The organism is Tritonibacter aquimaris (genome assembly GCF_009617595.1).
In the GTDB taxonomy this organism is placed as follows: Bacteria; Pseudomonadota; Alphaproteobacteria; order Rhodobacterales; family Rhodobacteraceae; genus Epibacterium; species Epibacterium aquimaris.
Genome location: NZ_WIXK01000003.1, coordinates 60563 through 75665, shown reverse-complemented (window position 1 = coordinate 75665; position 15103 = coordinate 60563). Strand labels below are relative to the sequence as shown.

At 54.6% G+C, this 15103-nt stretch carries 12 protein-coding genes; 7 read left to right on the top strand and 5 right to left on the bottom strand.

Going from position 1 to position 15103, the window contains the following annotated elements:
• Positions 1–29: 29 nt before the first annotated feature.
• Positions 30–1148, top strand: a complete 1119-nt coding sequence (locus GG681_RS06320) for a THUMP domain-containing class I SAM-dependent RNA methyltransferase (RefSeq protein ID WP_153546264.1) — start codon at positions 30–32, stop codon at positions 1146–1148.
• 228 nt (positions 1149–1376) lie between these two features.
• On the top strand, positions 1377–2306 hold the full coding sequence (locus GG681_RS06315; RefSeq protein WP_153546262.1) for a hypothetical protein: 930 nt from the start codon (positions 1377–1379) through the stop codon (positions 2304–2306).
• Here GG681_RS06315 and GG681_RS06310 read toward each other — a convergent pair.
• A complete protein-coding gene (locus GG681_RS06310) occupies positions 2303–3124 on the bottom strand; it encodes a 2-dehydro-3-deoxygalactonokinase (protein WP_153546260.1) in 822 nt (273 codons plus the stop codon). The two genes, GG681_RS06315 and GG681_RS06310, sit on opposite strands and share 4 nt — an antisense overlap.
• Before the next feature lie 305 nt (positions 3125–3429).
• Between GG681_RS06310 and GG681_RS06305 the strand changes: the two genes are divergently transcribed.
• From GG681_RS06305 to GG681_RS06290, 4 genes are all read left to right on the top strand, one after another.
• The gene (locus GG681_RS06305; RefSeq protein ID WP_153546258.1) at positions 3430–4494 is read left to right on the top strand and encodes a helix-turn-helix domain-containing protein; all 1065 of its coding nucleotides are present in this window, start codon (positions 3430–3432) and stop codon (positions 4492–4494) included.
• Positions 4495–4807: 313 nt separating this feature from the next.
• Positions 4808–5590 (top strand): sugar transferase, encoded by a 783-nt coding sequence (locus GG681_RS06300; RefSeq protein WP_235899768.1) that lies wholly within the window; start codon positions 4808–4810, stop codon positions 5588–5590.
• 74 nt (positions 5591–5664) lie between these two features.
• A complete protein-coding gene (locus GG681_RS06295; RefSeq protein WP_153546256.1) occupies positions 5665–6672 on the top strand; it encodes a CpsD/CapB family tyrosine-protein kinase in 1008 nt (335 codons plus the stop codon).
• A 112-nt stretch (positions 6673–6784) separates the two neighbouring features.
• Positions 6785–8068 (top strand): GumC family protein, encoded by a 1284-nt coding sequence (locus GG681_RS06290; protein WP_194287144.1) that lies wholly within the window; start codon positions 6785–6787, stop codon positions 8066–8068.
• A gap of 5 nt (positions 8069–8073) precedes the next feature.
• Here the strand turns inward: GG681_RS06290 and GG681_RS06285 are convergent, their stop codons facing one another.
• The gene (locus GG681_RS06285; protein ID WP_235899766.1) at positions 8074–9441 is read right to left on the bottom strand and encodes an oligosaccharide flippase family protein; all 1368 of its coding nucleotides are present in this window, start codon (positions 9439–9441) and stop codon (positions 8074–8076) included.
• A 223-nt stretch (positions 9442–9664) separates the two neighbouring features.
• On the opposite strand from GG681_RS06285, the gene GG681_RS06280 reads away from it, so the two are divergent.
• Positions 9665–10870: a glycosyltransferase family 4 protein gene (locus GG681_RS06280; protein WP_328593289.1), complete on the top strand. Its 1206-nt coding sequence runs from the start codon at positions 9665–9667 to the stop codon at positions 10868–10870.
• Positions 10871–10876: 6 nt separating this feature from the next.
• On the opposite strand, the gene GG681_RS06275 is transcribed toward GG681_RS06280, so the two are convergent.
• The 3 genes from GG681_RS06275 to GG681_RS06265 are packed head-to-tail and all read right to left on the bottom strand — an operon-like array spanning position 10877 to position 15102.
• A complete protein-coding gene (locus GG681_RS06275; RefSeq protein ID WP_153546252.1) occupies positions 10877–11707 on the bottom strand; it encodes a glycosyltransferase family 2 protein in 831 nt (276 codons plus the stop codon).
• Positions 11704–14208 carry a hypothetical protein gene (locus tag GG681_RS06270; RefSeq protein WP_153546250.1) on the bottom strand — a complete coding sequence of 835 codons (2505 nt, stop codon included), beginning with the start codon at positions 14206–14208 and terminating at the stop codon, positions 11704–11706. The genes GG681_RS06275 and GG681_RS06270 overlap by 4 nt, the downstream gene beginning before the upstream one ends.
• Positions 14209–15102 carry a hypothetical protein gene (locus GG681_RS06265; protein WP_153546248.1) on the bottom strand — a complete coding sequence of 298 codons (894 nt, stop codon included), beginning with the start codon at positions 15100–15102 and terminating at the stop codon, positions 14209–14211. It lies immediately after the preceding gene.
• Between the last annotated feature and the right edge of the window lies 1 nt (position 15103).

Sequence of the window (15103 nt, the reverse complement as noted above, 5' to 3'; positions counted from 1 at the left end):
ATCTGCGCCATTGCAGGTAAGCACGGCACATGGATTCGACAGCAGACTTTGAAATTTTCCTCACCGTCCCACCAGGGCTTGAACATCTTTTGGCCGCAGAGGCGAAAGAGCGCGGATTTATGGTGGAGCAGACCATCCCCGGCGGGGTGAGCCTGCGCGGTGGCTGGCAAGAGGTGTGGCGCGCGAATTTGCAACTGCGCGGTGCCACCAGAGTGCTTGCCCGTATCGGCGGCTTTCGTGCGTTTCATCTGGCGCAGCTGGACAAGCGCGCGCGCAAGTTTCCCTGGGCCGAGATTCTGCGGCCGGATGTGCCGGTGAAGGTCGAAACCAGCACCAACAAAAAATCAAAGATCTACCATGCGGGCGCAGCCAGCCAGCGTATTGAACGCGCCCTGAGCGAAAGCCACGGCATCATCATTTCTGAGGATGCGCCTATCACGCTGAAGCTGCGTATCGACGACAACAATTGCATGTTTAGTATCGATACGTCGGGAGAGGCGCTGCACAAACGTGGCCACAAAGCCGCGGTGGGCAAGGCCCCAATGCGTGAAAGCATGGCGGCAATGTTTCTGCGCGATTGTGGCTACCGCGGCGAAGAGCCCGTGCTTGATCCGATGTGCGGCTCTGGCACCTTTGTGTTGGAAGCGGCTGAAATCGCCTCTGGTGTTTTGCCGGGGCGCAGCCGCAGTTTTGCGTTTGAGCAGCTAGCCAATTTTGACGCTGTGGCTTGGGACGAGCTGCGCGCGCAAAGCGATCATAAAACGCCAGAACTGATGTTTTATGGTTCGGACAGAAATACAGGCGCGGTTGAAATGTCGTCCCAAAATGCTGAACGGGCAGGGGTCGCAGCGCTTTGCAGCTTTCAGCAGCGCGCCGTGAGCGACCTTGAACGTCCCGAAGGCCAGCCCGGGCTTGTGATTATTAACCCCCCTTATGGTGCGCGGATCGGCAATAAGAAGCTATTGTTTGCTTTGCATCAAAGCCTGGGTGATGTGCTCAGAACTCGGTTCAAAGGTTGGCGGGTTGGTATCGTGACCAGTGACGCTGGCCTTGCGAAGGCAACCAAACTGCCGTTTTTGCCGCTTGGTGCGCCTGTTGCGCATGGCGGGCTGAAGGTGCGTCTGTATAAGACAGCCCCGCTTAGCTAGCTGCAGCAATACGCCACAATAAATCTACGTAAAATCAAACGCACTCGTGCGAATGGAATGTTGCGCTGTCAATATATTCAGAATTCACCTGTAAAAAGATCCTCCAGCGACAGCTGAGGTTTTCTATGAAACGCAGGGGGCAAGTGCGCAATGGACGGAGATCAGGCGAGCCGTGAAAGGCTGATTGTGGGTGCTGCTGTCTCTCATTTTGGCAGGGAGCCCAGGGAGGTGATCCAGCTGGAAGGGACGGCCTTTTCTTCTTATCGTATTTGCTTTGACGGCGAGACGGTGATTGCCACCCAGCGCAAGAGCTTTCGGCGGACCAACCTGGAAGCCATGATTTTGCAGCATCTTTCACCGATCTGCGATGATGTTCCGCAGTATCTTGGTGTGTTGGACGGTGTGCTGTTTCAATCTGATCTTGGGGCTAATCGGCTGCATGGGCTAATTGGTGACCACTGCCTTGAAGATCAGGTCGAACTAACGGCAGAGGCTTGCGCGGCGATCTTCAGGTATCAATCTGCGGCGCGACAGTCGGGGTTGGTCAATCTTGTGCCGGTGATCGGGCAATCCCAGGATTGGTTGAACAATCTTGTTTCCTCAGTGGATACGCTCCAATTGTTTTCCCTCGGCATACCGGATTCCTTTAACTACCATGCGGTGGCAGAGTTTTTGCAGGGCGTGGGCCACAACTTTGTTAAATGGAACTGCCGTCCACAATATGCGGTTGTTTGCGACGATGGTTTTCTGCGCTGGCACGGGTTTGAGCTTTCGGGCGCACGTCACGGGGCAGAAGATTTTGCCTGGCTCTTTGGTGACGAGAGCTGGGTTCTGGATCCACGACATATGATTGCAGTGACCAAAGAGACCTTCGACAAATCATATGGCCTCGCTTTGCCCGATTTTCTGGACTTCCTATCTGTCTACACCACGATGCATTGCGCATTGCGGTTTAATCTCATTATCCGGGAAGCACAGGAAAATGGTTGGGACTGCGAAAATGAAGGGCGGCGCAAGGAGCATCCGGGGATTTCGCCGGCATATGCAAAGCAGCTCTGCGCCGTTGGTGCGTTTTTTGCGGAGCGAAACAAGCTAACCCGCGCTTTGGTGCCTAATTTTGAGCAGACCGCACGGGTTATTGCAGCAATTGAGCTCTAGCTGGTCGCACGCAGACTGTTCAGGCCCGCAAGCGTCATGTCGTCGCTGTTTTCAAACACCGCAGGCAAATACTGGCTTTCAAAAGCGGTTTGGTAGACCGGGCGCAGATGAGGCTCGCATATTAGTGCAACGTTCTGGCCCAACCAATACGGGCGTGTCGCGGCAAGTTCTGCCCCGATCAGATGTCCCCAACACCGCCCGGCGGCATTTGGTGTCAAAACGCTGCCGTCGCGATGTCCCCATCGGAGCGTGCTGAGTTGAGTGGCCAGTGCCTCGGGGCGAGACAGGCTGTCACCAACGCTAACTGCGATCTCCTCGGGTGCTATGGCATCACCATAGCCTTGCTGCCGTGCCAGCTGCGGCGTCAAGCTGCTTTGAAAGCTCACGATTTCAGAAGCGCTGATTTGCAGCCAAGCGCTGAAGTCTTGCGCCACGCAGATCACGCCATCCCAATCGGGGAATTTTGACAGAAATCCAGACACTTGCACCGCCGCGGCATTTACATAGCCCAATGGCTGCGCCTGTCTGACGTCTTGCATAAGTTTGAGCGGGGCAAAACGCCCGCTGAATTCCTGAAATGCGAGCTTTTGTACAGACAGAGGCGCTGCATTATTGCTGACGCCACTGAAACCACAGCCATAGACCGGAGCGGGAGACCAGCCCGTTTGCTGCAGGGCCACGTCGAGGTCTTGTGCAGATGCCGGGCTTTGCAGCGGCAGGCTGCATTTTTCCAGAGTGAGATCACCTTGCTGGTGCCAGAGGATCATCTGATCTTCCTGCGCAAGTGCTGCGATCCAAGTGCTGGTTGAGTCATTCATCTGTTTCGACCTGTGTTCGATCCGTTCTGCAGCTCATACATTTACGGTGGTGTGTGGTAAACTGTCTTTGAACCCACTCCATACCAGACCAAGTGTGACTAGTTCCTACATACCTAGGGTTAGGACTTTCACCGAGTGGGTCACAAGCTAGCCCGATGCGTCGCGTGGTTTCAACGCCCTCTCTTCTAAGCTGGCAGCACATCCAGAACGGGTGCACATGCGCAGGTCACATGAACTGGCCAGACATGGAAACAGAACGTCTGACATTTGTTTCGTAATTTTCGTTTAGATGTGGAGGGCTGCCAATGGCACCGGATCAGCGAAATTCTGGAAAGGCCGACTATTTTCAAGCACACAGCATGCCGCGCAAGAACCCGGCCTGGCTGACATATGATGTCTTGATCGCACTCCGAGACAAGGGCGTTGCGATTAATCCGTTGCTGCCGTTTTATGATGAGCTGCCAGAAGCAGCGCAGTTCGAGCTGAGCTTTCGCGATACTGCAGCAGTATTTGAACGCGCGTCTCATCTGTGCAGCGATCCTTTGTTTGGGTTTCATATGGGGCAGAGACGCGATTTTCGGTCCATGGGGCTTGTTGCCTATGCGGCGCAATCCAGCGAGACCCTGTCTGCATTTTTGCACTCATTTACACGCAACATGCCTTTGTATTCAGAAGCCATCGACATTGCGCTGACGCAGGATGGGCGAATGCGCTGGCAGATCTTGGAGCCCGCTTCGCTTGGGCATCATCAGTATTTGGAGTTTCTGGTTACGCTGGTTTTTAAAGCCGCGCGAAACAGTCTCGACGGTGGTGGCCTATTACTGCCGCACAGCATTTCGGCATCATTTGATGGACAAAGCGGAGAGCGGGAGGCTTTCTGGGGTGTTAAATTATCCGAAAGTGCCCCGTCTTTTGTAGAGATCGAGTTTCGCAAATCAGATTTGAATCGCCCATTGCGGAGTGCTGATCCTTATTTGGCGCGGCTTATTGCGGAATTTGCTGCCGTTAAACACAAAGAATTGATCGCCGAAGCCACCACCCTTCCACGCCGGGTGGAACACCTCATACATCGCCATCTGACCCGCAGTGATCTGTCGCAGGCGTTTATTGCCGCAGAACTTGATATGAGCAGCCGTACCTTGGCGCGGGAGTTGGGAAAAAACGATCTGAGATTTTTTGAGATCCTTGACGAAATGCGATGCCGATGGGCCCGTTGGTACTTGCGTGATAGCACTCTGGAGCTGAAATCCATTGCTGCAGCTTTGGGATATGCAAGCGTGAGTAGCTTTTTAGATGCCTTCAAACGGTGGACGCAACAGACGCCCGGTGCCTTTCGTCAAATGTATCTTTTGACCGATTCACCGGATTAATTCGGGGAAATGTTCCGTGCGAATGAGCGCCTTCATGTACCACCATCACGCAAAGTGAGGAAACAATCTATCCTTTAGGATAGGTTTGTTAACCTCTTAGTGGGTTCCTTTAACCATTAATTAAGCTAATCTCACTGTTATGGTCATTTTGCGAAAAAGCGGCTCAAATTTAAGATAACAAGGCCATCGTAGATATCGGCGGTTGGAGTTGGTCACGGCTGGGTTGTAACAATATCATTGTTTCAGACCTTAGGTCTGTGAGACATCGCCAGGTCATAAAAAGTCGGAATGTGGCAATCACACACGCATAGCGATGATTGTCCGAGGGGTCAGTAGGGGTGATATGAAGGACGCGTTTGAGAGTGGCACATCCAGCACGCGTGCTGGACAACCAAAAGATCACGTCGAGCCCCAGCCCTCAAAGCCGGTTGCGGTTGCAATCGACCTTAATGAAGCTGGCCTCCTTGCAGGGCAGGCCGAAACGTCCCGTTTTTACAAGCGGATTGGCAAGCGTGTTCTTGATGTGTTGCTGGTTTTAGCCGCGTTGCCGATCACGCTTCCGGTTTTGCTCCTTTGTGCTGCTGCTCTGTGGCTCGAAGGCGGGCGTCCATTTTATCGCCAGAAGCGTTTGGGCCAAGATGGGAAGGTGTTTTCCATCCTAAAGCTGCGCACGATGGTGCGTGATGCTGATACGTTGCTGGAGTATTATTTGGATGCAGATCCTGAGATGCGGGCGGAATGGGAAGCGAAACAAAAGCTAAAAAACGATCCTCGCATTACGAAGATTGGGAAGATTTTACGGGTGACATCGCTTGATGAATTGCCACAGCTATGGAATGTGCTGATCGGTGATATGAGTTTGGTGGGACCACGTCCAATGATGTTGGATCAATTGGACATGTATGGCGAGCCAGAGGCCTATTTTGCGTTGCGTCCCGGAATAACCGGAAAGTGGCAAGTTTCGTCGCGCAACGAAAGCGCGTTTTGTACCCGTCAGGTTATGGATCGCGACTATCTTGCGCGCCTGAGTTTGAAAGAGGATGTGTCCATACTGCGCCGTACCATTGGTGTAGTGTTGCGTGGCACCGGCTGTTGAGGCGAAGTGGATGGTTTTGCGGATGGCGACCCTGTGTCCATTTGAATTAATTGGTAACGAGGCTGAGGTTTGAAATGAAAGATCTATCTGATCCGCTCAGCTTTGAACCGACAACTGGCGTCAAGCCACATGGCGCGCAATCGACCGCGGAGAACACAGCTGTGTCAAACGCACCTAAGATAAAGAGTTTTCACCGCCGAAATCGCGCGGAAGATGTCAGCGTGGATCAGGACACTCCTGTTGATCAGGAACCCCCTGTTGAAAGCGCCTGCGAGGTTGATCCAATGGAGCATTGGGTCGATGATGACGCAGATGATGATATTGTGGAGCCGCTTGATGCGCCGCAATCGAAGCTGATCGTTGATAGCGATGTGCAGCTTCCAGCGCATCCGTTACCGCTGTGGAGCCAGCTGCAGGTTCAACGCATTGATCCTGATGTTGTAAAGCGTAGCCGTCTGCCGCTTGTGGATCGCTTTCGCCAAAGTGAGAGTGCAAGAGCCACCGACCTATTGCGCACACGTTTGCTGCATACGTTGCGTGCGCAGGGCTGGCGCCGGGTTGCGGTTGCGTCACCGACCTCCGGTTGCGGATCGACATGGACAGCGGTGAACCTCGCCCAAAGCCTTGCACGGATTCCTAATTCCAGAACGCTGTTGATGGATCTGAATTTCCGCAAGCCCGGTATCGCCAAGGCGTTTGGCCTGCCTGAGCAGGGGGACATGAAGGGGTTTCTTACTGGGCGCCACCCTGCACGGCGCCAGATGGTGCGTCTTGCCGATGGTTTGGCGGTTGGTTTCAACAGTGACGTTGAAAGCGGCGCTGCAGAGCTGTTGCATAACCCCACTTCGGCCCAGGTCATTGATGATCTGATGGAAGATACCCGTGCGGATGTTGCATTGTTTGATTTGCCGCCAGTGTTGGAGTTTGACGATCTGACGGCCTTCTTGCCGCAGGTTGATGGGGTTTTGCTGGTGTCCGATGGAACAAAAAGCACAGCAAAAGACCTTGCTGCTTGTGAAAAAGTACTCGCAGGGCACACGCAGCTTTTGGGCGTTGTTTTGAACCGCGCTCGGATCAGTTAAGGCTTTTTTACCGCCCAACGCAGATTTGTCATAGTTTCGCCAGTTTAATGTAATTTATAGAACGACACGTACATTGCGTATGTCGTTTCAATTTCCAGTTTAGAGTGTCCTAATGGGTCCAATTTATTCACTGCGGGACTTCTTTGATATGTTGCAGCGCCGTCTGCGGCTTATCTTTGTGCTGACTATCTTGGGAAGTATCTTCGCAGTTTGGATCGCGCTGCAGAAAGAACATTTCTACGACTCTTCTGTTGTCATTCAGGTCACGCAGCCAACCATCGCCGATGATCTGGCAAAATCAACTGTAGACGGTTCATCTGCGCGGCGTATTCAGCTGATTGAGCAGCGCTTGATGGCGCGTAACACTCTGCTCGAGATTGCTGAGAAATTCGATGTGTTTGCGGATGCGCCGTTGTTGCGGCCGACTGAGATCGTATCTTTGATGCGGCAATCCATTTCCATCACCGGGGTGGCTGCTGCGCGTGAAGGGTTCGCTGATGATGGTACCATTTCGGTTTTGACCATTACTGCAACTATGGCCACGCCTGAACTTGCGCAGCAGGTTGCCAATGAATTTGCTGAACGCATCATTGAGTTGAGCACGCAATCCCGGATCGATCAGGCGCGTGAGACGCTGGCGTTTTTTGTCGAAAAAGAAGCCGCGCTCAAAGAAGAGCTGAACCGCCTGGAAGATGAGGTCAGCGCCTACCGGTTTGAACACGACCTGTCGCTGCCTGGAGTGATTGAACTGCGCCGTGATGAGCTGGCGCAAATCAACGAAGGCTTGCTTGAAATTGCGCGCGAAGAGATTGCGCTGCGCCGCGCGGCCGATCAGGTTGGCCTGACAGAGCGCCCTGCAACTGCCCGCCGTCGCTTGGCCGAGCTGCAGGAAGAAATGGCCACCCTGGATGAGCAGGTGCTTTTGCTGTCCAATCGTAAACAGGAGCTTGAGCTTTCGCTGCCAACCACACCAGAGGTGGAACGCAGGCTCGGTGGGCTTGATCGGCAATTGCAACAGCTACAGGGGCAACTTGCCACCATTATCGACCGACGCAGTGAAGCTGAGGTTGGCTTTCGCCTCGAAAGCTCCAGCCAGTCGGAACGCCTGACAATTATTGAGGCAGCGGCGCTGTCTGATTATCCCGTAAATGGCGGGCGCAAGAAGCTTGCCATAATGGGGGCCGTTGCGAGCTTTTTCGGCGCTATTGGCGTGGCGTTCTTGCTCGAAATTGCACGGCCCACGCTGCGTACAGCCGAACAGATGGAACGGGAAACAGGTTTGATGCCGGTTGTCTCAATCCCAGAACTAAAAACTGATGCGCGCAGCCTTCGACGGATGAAGCGTAAAAACAGCAAAAGAGGGTTCTTCGCCCGCTGGGTCTTGCTGCGCAGCTAAATCGTTTAGTTCTGTAACTCGGTGATCATATTGGCGATTGCGACCCAGTGAAGTTTCAGCGCGACGGCGCCGATCGCCACGCAGCACAGTGTCATCGCCACATCGTGCAGCGGATCCCAAACCTTGTGTTTGAGCGCCAGTGCGACGATCAACGGGTAGGTAAACAGCATTGCAGCCCCCATGGCCAAGATGCCGCCGGGCAAGCCCCAGTTTAGTACACCGATCAAAAAGAATGCCGTTTGAGAGATGGCACGCACCGCGCTCACCGCAAAAAACAACTTACTGTCTCCAGCTGCAAGCGCCGCTTGATCATATGTCATCGCAATCACAGCAGGGGCCAAACTCAGCGAAAGCGGCACAATGATTGCACCGGCCAGCTGGTAGCGCGCGTCGTATAGAAGATCCACCAGCCAAGGGCCGGCCAAAGCCATTGTCCACAAAAGCAGCAGCAGACCGGTGGAAAGGCCCAAACGCAGCAAGCGTTGCTTACGTTTGAAACCAGGGCCTTCGCTTTCAGCGCCATCTCGATACACCGGGATCATCAGGCGTTGGTTCACCGCATAGCCAAGCGCCATTGGAAAGCTCGCCAGGAAAAACGCGATATTGTAGATGCCCAGTGTTTCAAGTGGGATGAATTTGCCAAGAATGGCCCGATCGCCCTGTGATGTGATGAACCAGAACGCGGTTGAAAGGAAAATCCATTTGCCAAAGCGGATCAACTCTTGGGCTGCGGTTTTGTCCCAGTGAAATTTGTTACGATGTCCGGGCAGATTTATATGTGTGACAATAACGTAGACGACCGATTGCAATACGCTGCCGATCACCAATGCGATCACCGATTGTGTCACGATTGCCAAGATTGCCATAGCTACCAGGCTCACGAGCTGGCTAATCAGCTCCAGAATTGTGACGCGACCGACCATTAGATGGCGGTGGGCTGTTTCAATGCGGGTTGGTTTGAACCCCTCTACCGCAAGCGCGATCCCGGCAATCGGCAGAATATAAATCAGCTCGGGGGTTTGATAAAACTGCGCCACCGGCCAGGCGAGAATCGCAGTGATACCCCATAAGATGCCGCCTCGGATCACCTGAATGGTCCAGGCCGTGTCCAAAAATTCAGGGTCGTCGCCGCGTTTATTTTGCAAAATGGCCGGGCCGATCCCGACGTCTGAAAACAGCATCAATCCCGTGGTTACAACTGTTACCAATGCCATCATGCCAAAGGCTTCGGGAAAGAGGATCCGTGTCAGCAACAGGTTGGACGCAAGCCGCAAAGCCTGGCTGCCACCGTATCCGACCACCATCCAAGAGGCAGATCGCAATGCACGCGCCATAAGGCCACCGCTTCGTAACCGTGACGTTACTCCTGCCATCAATCTATCCCTTTTACCGAAGTGCCGCGTAATGTGCGTGTGTTTTTCAACTCATACCCTGTTCCGCCCTGCGGCAACACCGCTGCAATTGGATATTGGGGCACATCCGTGTCGGAAGTGCTGTAAAATCAACGCATATTGGCATTTTTGCTTTCAGGCTTTTGCCTTGTTAACGGGGCTACTTTAGGGTCTGGCCAACACGATAAATAGAAGGCTTTGCCTTGTGAAAATTGCATATGTTTTGAACACTTATCCGCAGCCCTCTCATAGTTTTATCCGCCGTGAGCTGCACGCGCTGGAGCGACAGGGATGTGAGGTCCTGCGTTTGGCAATGCGCGCAAGCCCTTCTCCATTGGTTGATGCAGGTGATCTAAAAGAGCAGGAGCACACCGAATATGTGCTTGCGGCTGGTGGCAAAGCTTTGGGTGCTGCGCTTTTGCGTGAATTGAAGACACCAGCACGATTTGCCCGTGCGCTTGTGAAGGCGATCAAGATGGGGCGGCGATCATCGGTGGGGGTGGCCAAACATCTGATCTACTTGGCAGAAGCTGCCTGGGTTAAACAGCGCTGTCAGCAGGCAGACATTGATCATATGCATGCGCATTTTGGCACGAACGCTACAGCTGTGGCCATGCTCGCCCGTGCTTTGGGGGGACCCAGCTACAGTTTCACCGTGCATGGGCCTGAGGAATTTGACGGCCCACAGCAGCTGTCATTGGGGGAAAAGGTCGACCAATCCGCCTTTACCGTTGCGATCAGCCGTTTTGGCCGTAGCCAGCTGTGCCGCTGGGCGGAATTTGACAGCTGGTCCAAAATCAATGTGGTGCACTGCGGCATTGAAACCGCGCGCTTTGCCGAGGTTGCAGAGTTGCCCAATGGCCCGCTGAGGCTCGCGGCGATTGGTCGATTTGTTGAGCAAAAGGGCCAGATGGATCTGATCCATGCGCTGGCTGAGGTGGTTCAGGTGCGATCTGATGTCCATCTCACCTTGATTGGTGATGGGGAAATGCGCCCGGCCTTGGAGGCTGCGATCAAGCAACATGGTCTTGAGGCAAACGTCACGCTCACCGGTTGGTTGGATGAGGCGGGGGTGCGCGCCGAGCTGAACAACAGCCATGCATTGGTGATGCCATCCTTTGCCGAAGGCTTGCCGATGGTGGTGATGGAGGCCATGGCCGCCGCGCGCCCAGTGATTGCGACCTATATTGCGGGCACACCTGAACTGGTGCTTCCGGGGAAAACCGGTTGGATGGTGCCTGCGGGTTCCCCAAGTGAATTTGCGCGCGCGATTTTGAAAGCTGCGGATATGCCGTTGTCTGAGCTGAAGAAAATGGGTGATGCGGGGCGCGCACGCGTCCTTCAGCGCCATGACAGCGAGCAAGAAGCCGCAAAACTATTGCAGCATTTCCAGTCGGCTTGCGCAAACTAGCGGGCCTTAGCGCCCGCGTGCCCAATAGCCGCCTTTGCGAAAAAGCGGGGTTTTTACACCCAATGACACAGCCGCATAGGCGAGAAAGGCCAGCGGCTTTTTAACGGCGAGCGAGACAATCTCAGCACGAGACGGCGCAGATTTGTCGTCGTTTTGCAGAAGTTCTGGGTATTTTTGCTCAATCTCTGCCACGCCAGCGTTTTGCCTGCGGCGAACACGGATCAGATTGCCAAGCCCTGACACCAGAGGCCAGCGATAGCCTGCCTGTGCCAGATGGCGCTCATGGGGGCTAAACATCAGGCGGGCGAATGTATCATCTGCGATGATGCTGGGCCAATCCCCCCAACGCGCACGTCCAGTACGGTTCATGGCAAAGACGCCAAAGCCCGGCACGCCTTTGGTGACAAAAGGCAGATTTACCCAAAGCCGCCCATAAGCTCGGCTAAAGGCGGAAGTGTTGCAAAATACCTCTGGTCGGCCTGAGGCATAACGCGGATCGGTATGGTCCAAAAGTGTGGCGAGCTCTGCCAGTAAGTCAGGCGAAATGCGCACATCTGCATCCAGATAGATCAAGATATCACCACCTGCCGCGCGGTCCCCTTGGTTGAGAGCATTCAGCTTGCCGCCGGTTTCTATCTCAAGAACATTGAGATCCCAGCCCGCAGGGCACGGAATTTCTCGCGCAATTTTTGCGGTTTGATCGCTGCACCCATTTGCCAGCACAAGCACTTCTGCTCGCAAATCTTGTGGCAAGTTCGACCGATACACCGCGTCTAAACATTGTGCGATTTCATCTGCTTCGTTGTGGGCGGGGATTAGGATGCTCATCGTTTTCATTTTGCAGCCTCCAATGCATCCCAGCGCGGGTTTTTATCTGTGAGCGTGCGCAAGCTGCCCCAGCTGCCCCATTTCCCAGGCGCTGATACATCTGCATAAGCACCAAACAAGACGCCGCCAGCCGCGTGCCAGTCTTTCAGCAGTTGGCGATACAGTTCGCCCATTTCTGCTGTGTAGTTGAAATGGGTGAAAAAGGCCGTGAGTTCTTCATCGTCCACATATGGACCAACGCCCACGACATGGCTGCCGCCCTCATACATGATGAGATCAAGACCATGCTTTTCTGCCACCTTGGCGTGATAGGGTAAGATACGGTTGCTGAAATCCGCCAGCGTGTCTGCTTCGAGGCCAGAAATCAGCCCGTCGCGCAGCTCTATGTTGGCTTGTGCAGTTGCGATATCAAATTGATGTTGCGCGATGAAATCGCGCAGCGCGATGCCACGCAGACCTTTGGCAAGCCCGCGTTCTTGTGCATGGGCGCGACTGTCAGCGATCCAAGCTCTGACAACATCAACATAGTCTTGCCGCCCAAGCACACCGCCAAAATACCCCGTGATGGCGTAGGCATCAAAATGGGCGGCCGGAGGTTTGCCATGGCTGTGTTCCGCCGTCCACAATGGGGCGTCAAGCAGCTGCTCTTCCAGCCCGAGCCACCCGGTTTGGGTTGCAATCACTGTTGTCAGACGATCCTCGGGGGCTTCGGCAAAAACGTCTGTCCAGATCTCGGCCATCTCAGCAGCGCGCCCGCCGTAAAATTGCATCCATAGGTTTTCTTTGCCCCAGCGCGCCTGGGCTTGGGCTTCGGCCCAATGGGCCTGTTCAAACTGCCAGTTCCACACTTCGTTTGAGAATTCCACATACAGCTGCAGATCTGCGTCCAGCTGCTGATGGGTCAGCCGGGCAAAATTTCTCAGATAGCTGTCATCGGCTTGATGCGGCAGCGTGAACCACGGCGCTGTTCCAAGCTCATTGGCAAGGCGCAGCATAACTTCGGCTGGAACGCCTTTGCGCGCCCAGGTGTAGTCGGTGGCCAAGGGGCGATCTTCCCAGCCGATCTGTTTTGAATCATTGGTCTCCATCCAGTCCATGAAACGGAGCGCCTTAAATCCCTCCAGCAGATCAAGCCAGCGTGGATTGAACATCTTACCCGCAGCATGGGCCTCAAGATGTTCCTGCTTCACGATTTGGATATTGCGGATGTAGTTTCCGGTGTTCTGGCGGTCATTGCGCTGGATGCGAATGTCAACAATGCCGGGGCCGGGGGTGAAATCAAACCAGACTTCACCTTCATCATAACGCACGTTTTCCACGCGTCCTGACACTTCGATAATTCCGTCACCATCAAACGTCAGGCGATAACGCCCCGCAAGCGAACGCGCTTCAGGTGGCAGATCCGCCAGAAGCACGGTGCCGATTGAGCTCAGCTCTGTTGGAATTGCGGTGGGCCAGCCGTTTTCATCAAGATAGCCTGCGGCGCGCAGATCGGCCTCAGTTGCGCCGCCCCATTGACCGGGAAGATGTCCGATCCAGCTGCGCGCGGTTTTAAAATGATCAAGAAACGGTGCCTGCGGTGACCAATCCGCAACGGGTGCAAGGTTCATGGCCATGGGCTGGCTTAAATCTGCATCGCGTGTCGAAAATGCCGTGTCTTTTTGATTGAGACGCACAACAATCGGTTCTATTGGCAGCGGGGCTGGATCTGCAGGCAACGCGGCTGTTTCACTGTCGCTTTGTGCAGCGCCTTCGGCAATTTCCTGTAGCCGTTGTGCGAGTTCGGGTGAGGGCGCATCAAAGGCTGCCCCCCATTGCGATTTGAGTTGATGCGGTAAGCCTTGGGGGGATTCCCCAGTTAAAACAGCATATTGAAACAGGCTGAGATAATAAAACCCAATAGAATTCGGGTGGATATCATCGGCAAAGACATCCTGGATCTTACTTAGTCCCGGAACGGTTCCTGCCTGAATGGCATCATCGAGCCGCGCCAGCGCCTGACCTGCTTCAAGCAATTTAACCGTGCCGCCGGTTTGCGCATTCACGGTGTCCACGATGCTTTGCCAGGATGCTTTGTCCTGCTTTAGCCGGGTGCGCCAGGGGATCGACATGCCATCGTCAAAATCAATAGCAACCCCTGTGCCGCTGTTCAGGCTGTGCCAGGTTTCCTGAAGGTAGAAATCAACATCAGGATTGGCGTTGCGCGCCAGTTCATAAAACTGGGTGACAGCCGTTGCGGTGTTGCTCCATTTCAGATGGTTCGCAAGCGGGATGGCCTCGGTCACAATGACCGCACCGACACCGTCAATCAGCCGCTTGCGGGCATTGATCCCCTCGGCCTCAGCTGCGTGTTGCCAATGATATTGTAGCGGGGCCCCGTTGATGATCTGGGCTTCGACCCGTGCTGGCGTGCCTTGATCCAATAGCTGATCCAGCATCTGCGGATTGTCATGGCCAAAGAGCGAATGCCCCACAAATACAACGCTGCTCAAAACCTCTGACAGGATCATCTATTGGCTGCCTTTTGTTGCCAGGCCGGTGCGTGGCGCGGTTTGCACAATGTCCCAGACGATCTGCTGGATCTGGGCGGCAGCTGCCTCGCTCAGGTGTTGGGCCGGGGTGCCGTCAGGCAGTGCCAGCTGATGGGGCAAGCCAAGTGGCGAGCGCTGATACAGCGTCGAAAAATGCACCAAAGCCACCACATAAGCGCCGAGATCATTGAGATGGATCGTATCGGAAAAAAGATCCTGACGCGTCGTGATCCCATCAATCTCACCTGCTTCGGCGGCGCGCACAACCGCGGCCATCGTTTGGCCTGCAGGGATCAGATAGACGGGGTGGTCAGGATTACGGCGGGTGTCAGATCCTAGCACGCGGCCAAGCCACAATGGGTCGAGATCGCGATCAATGCGTTCGAGCCAGCCCGCAGGATCATCAAGATTGTGCCAAGTTTCATACAGATAGAGCCGCGGAGCGGGAGAGGCACCGCGAGCCAGTGTAGCCCAGCGACGCATGTATTTTGCGGATCCAAAATATTTGATGGCATCGCGCAGCTCTACCATCTCGGTCAGCACAACCGCGTCATAGTCGCCGGATCCAATCGCTTCGCGCGCGGGGCGGTGCATTGGGGCGGTGTTGGAAATCTCAAAGTCGCGGATTTCCAGATCTGGTTCCCAGTGTTCTTTCAATGAGGTGCCCGAGCCAAGCTGGCTGTTCCAGCCGTGGCCTTCTGGTGCGAGCTGCGCCAGCATATGTGGCATGATCGGCCCAACCAGCGAATGCCCCAGATGGTACACGCGCAAAGGCTCAGTAGGTGGGGAAAGATCAGGCACGGCAAAGGGGCTGGCGCTGGCTGCAAAGGGCCATGCCGCCAAAAGCGCTAGAAAATGTCGTCGCGCCATCATG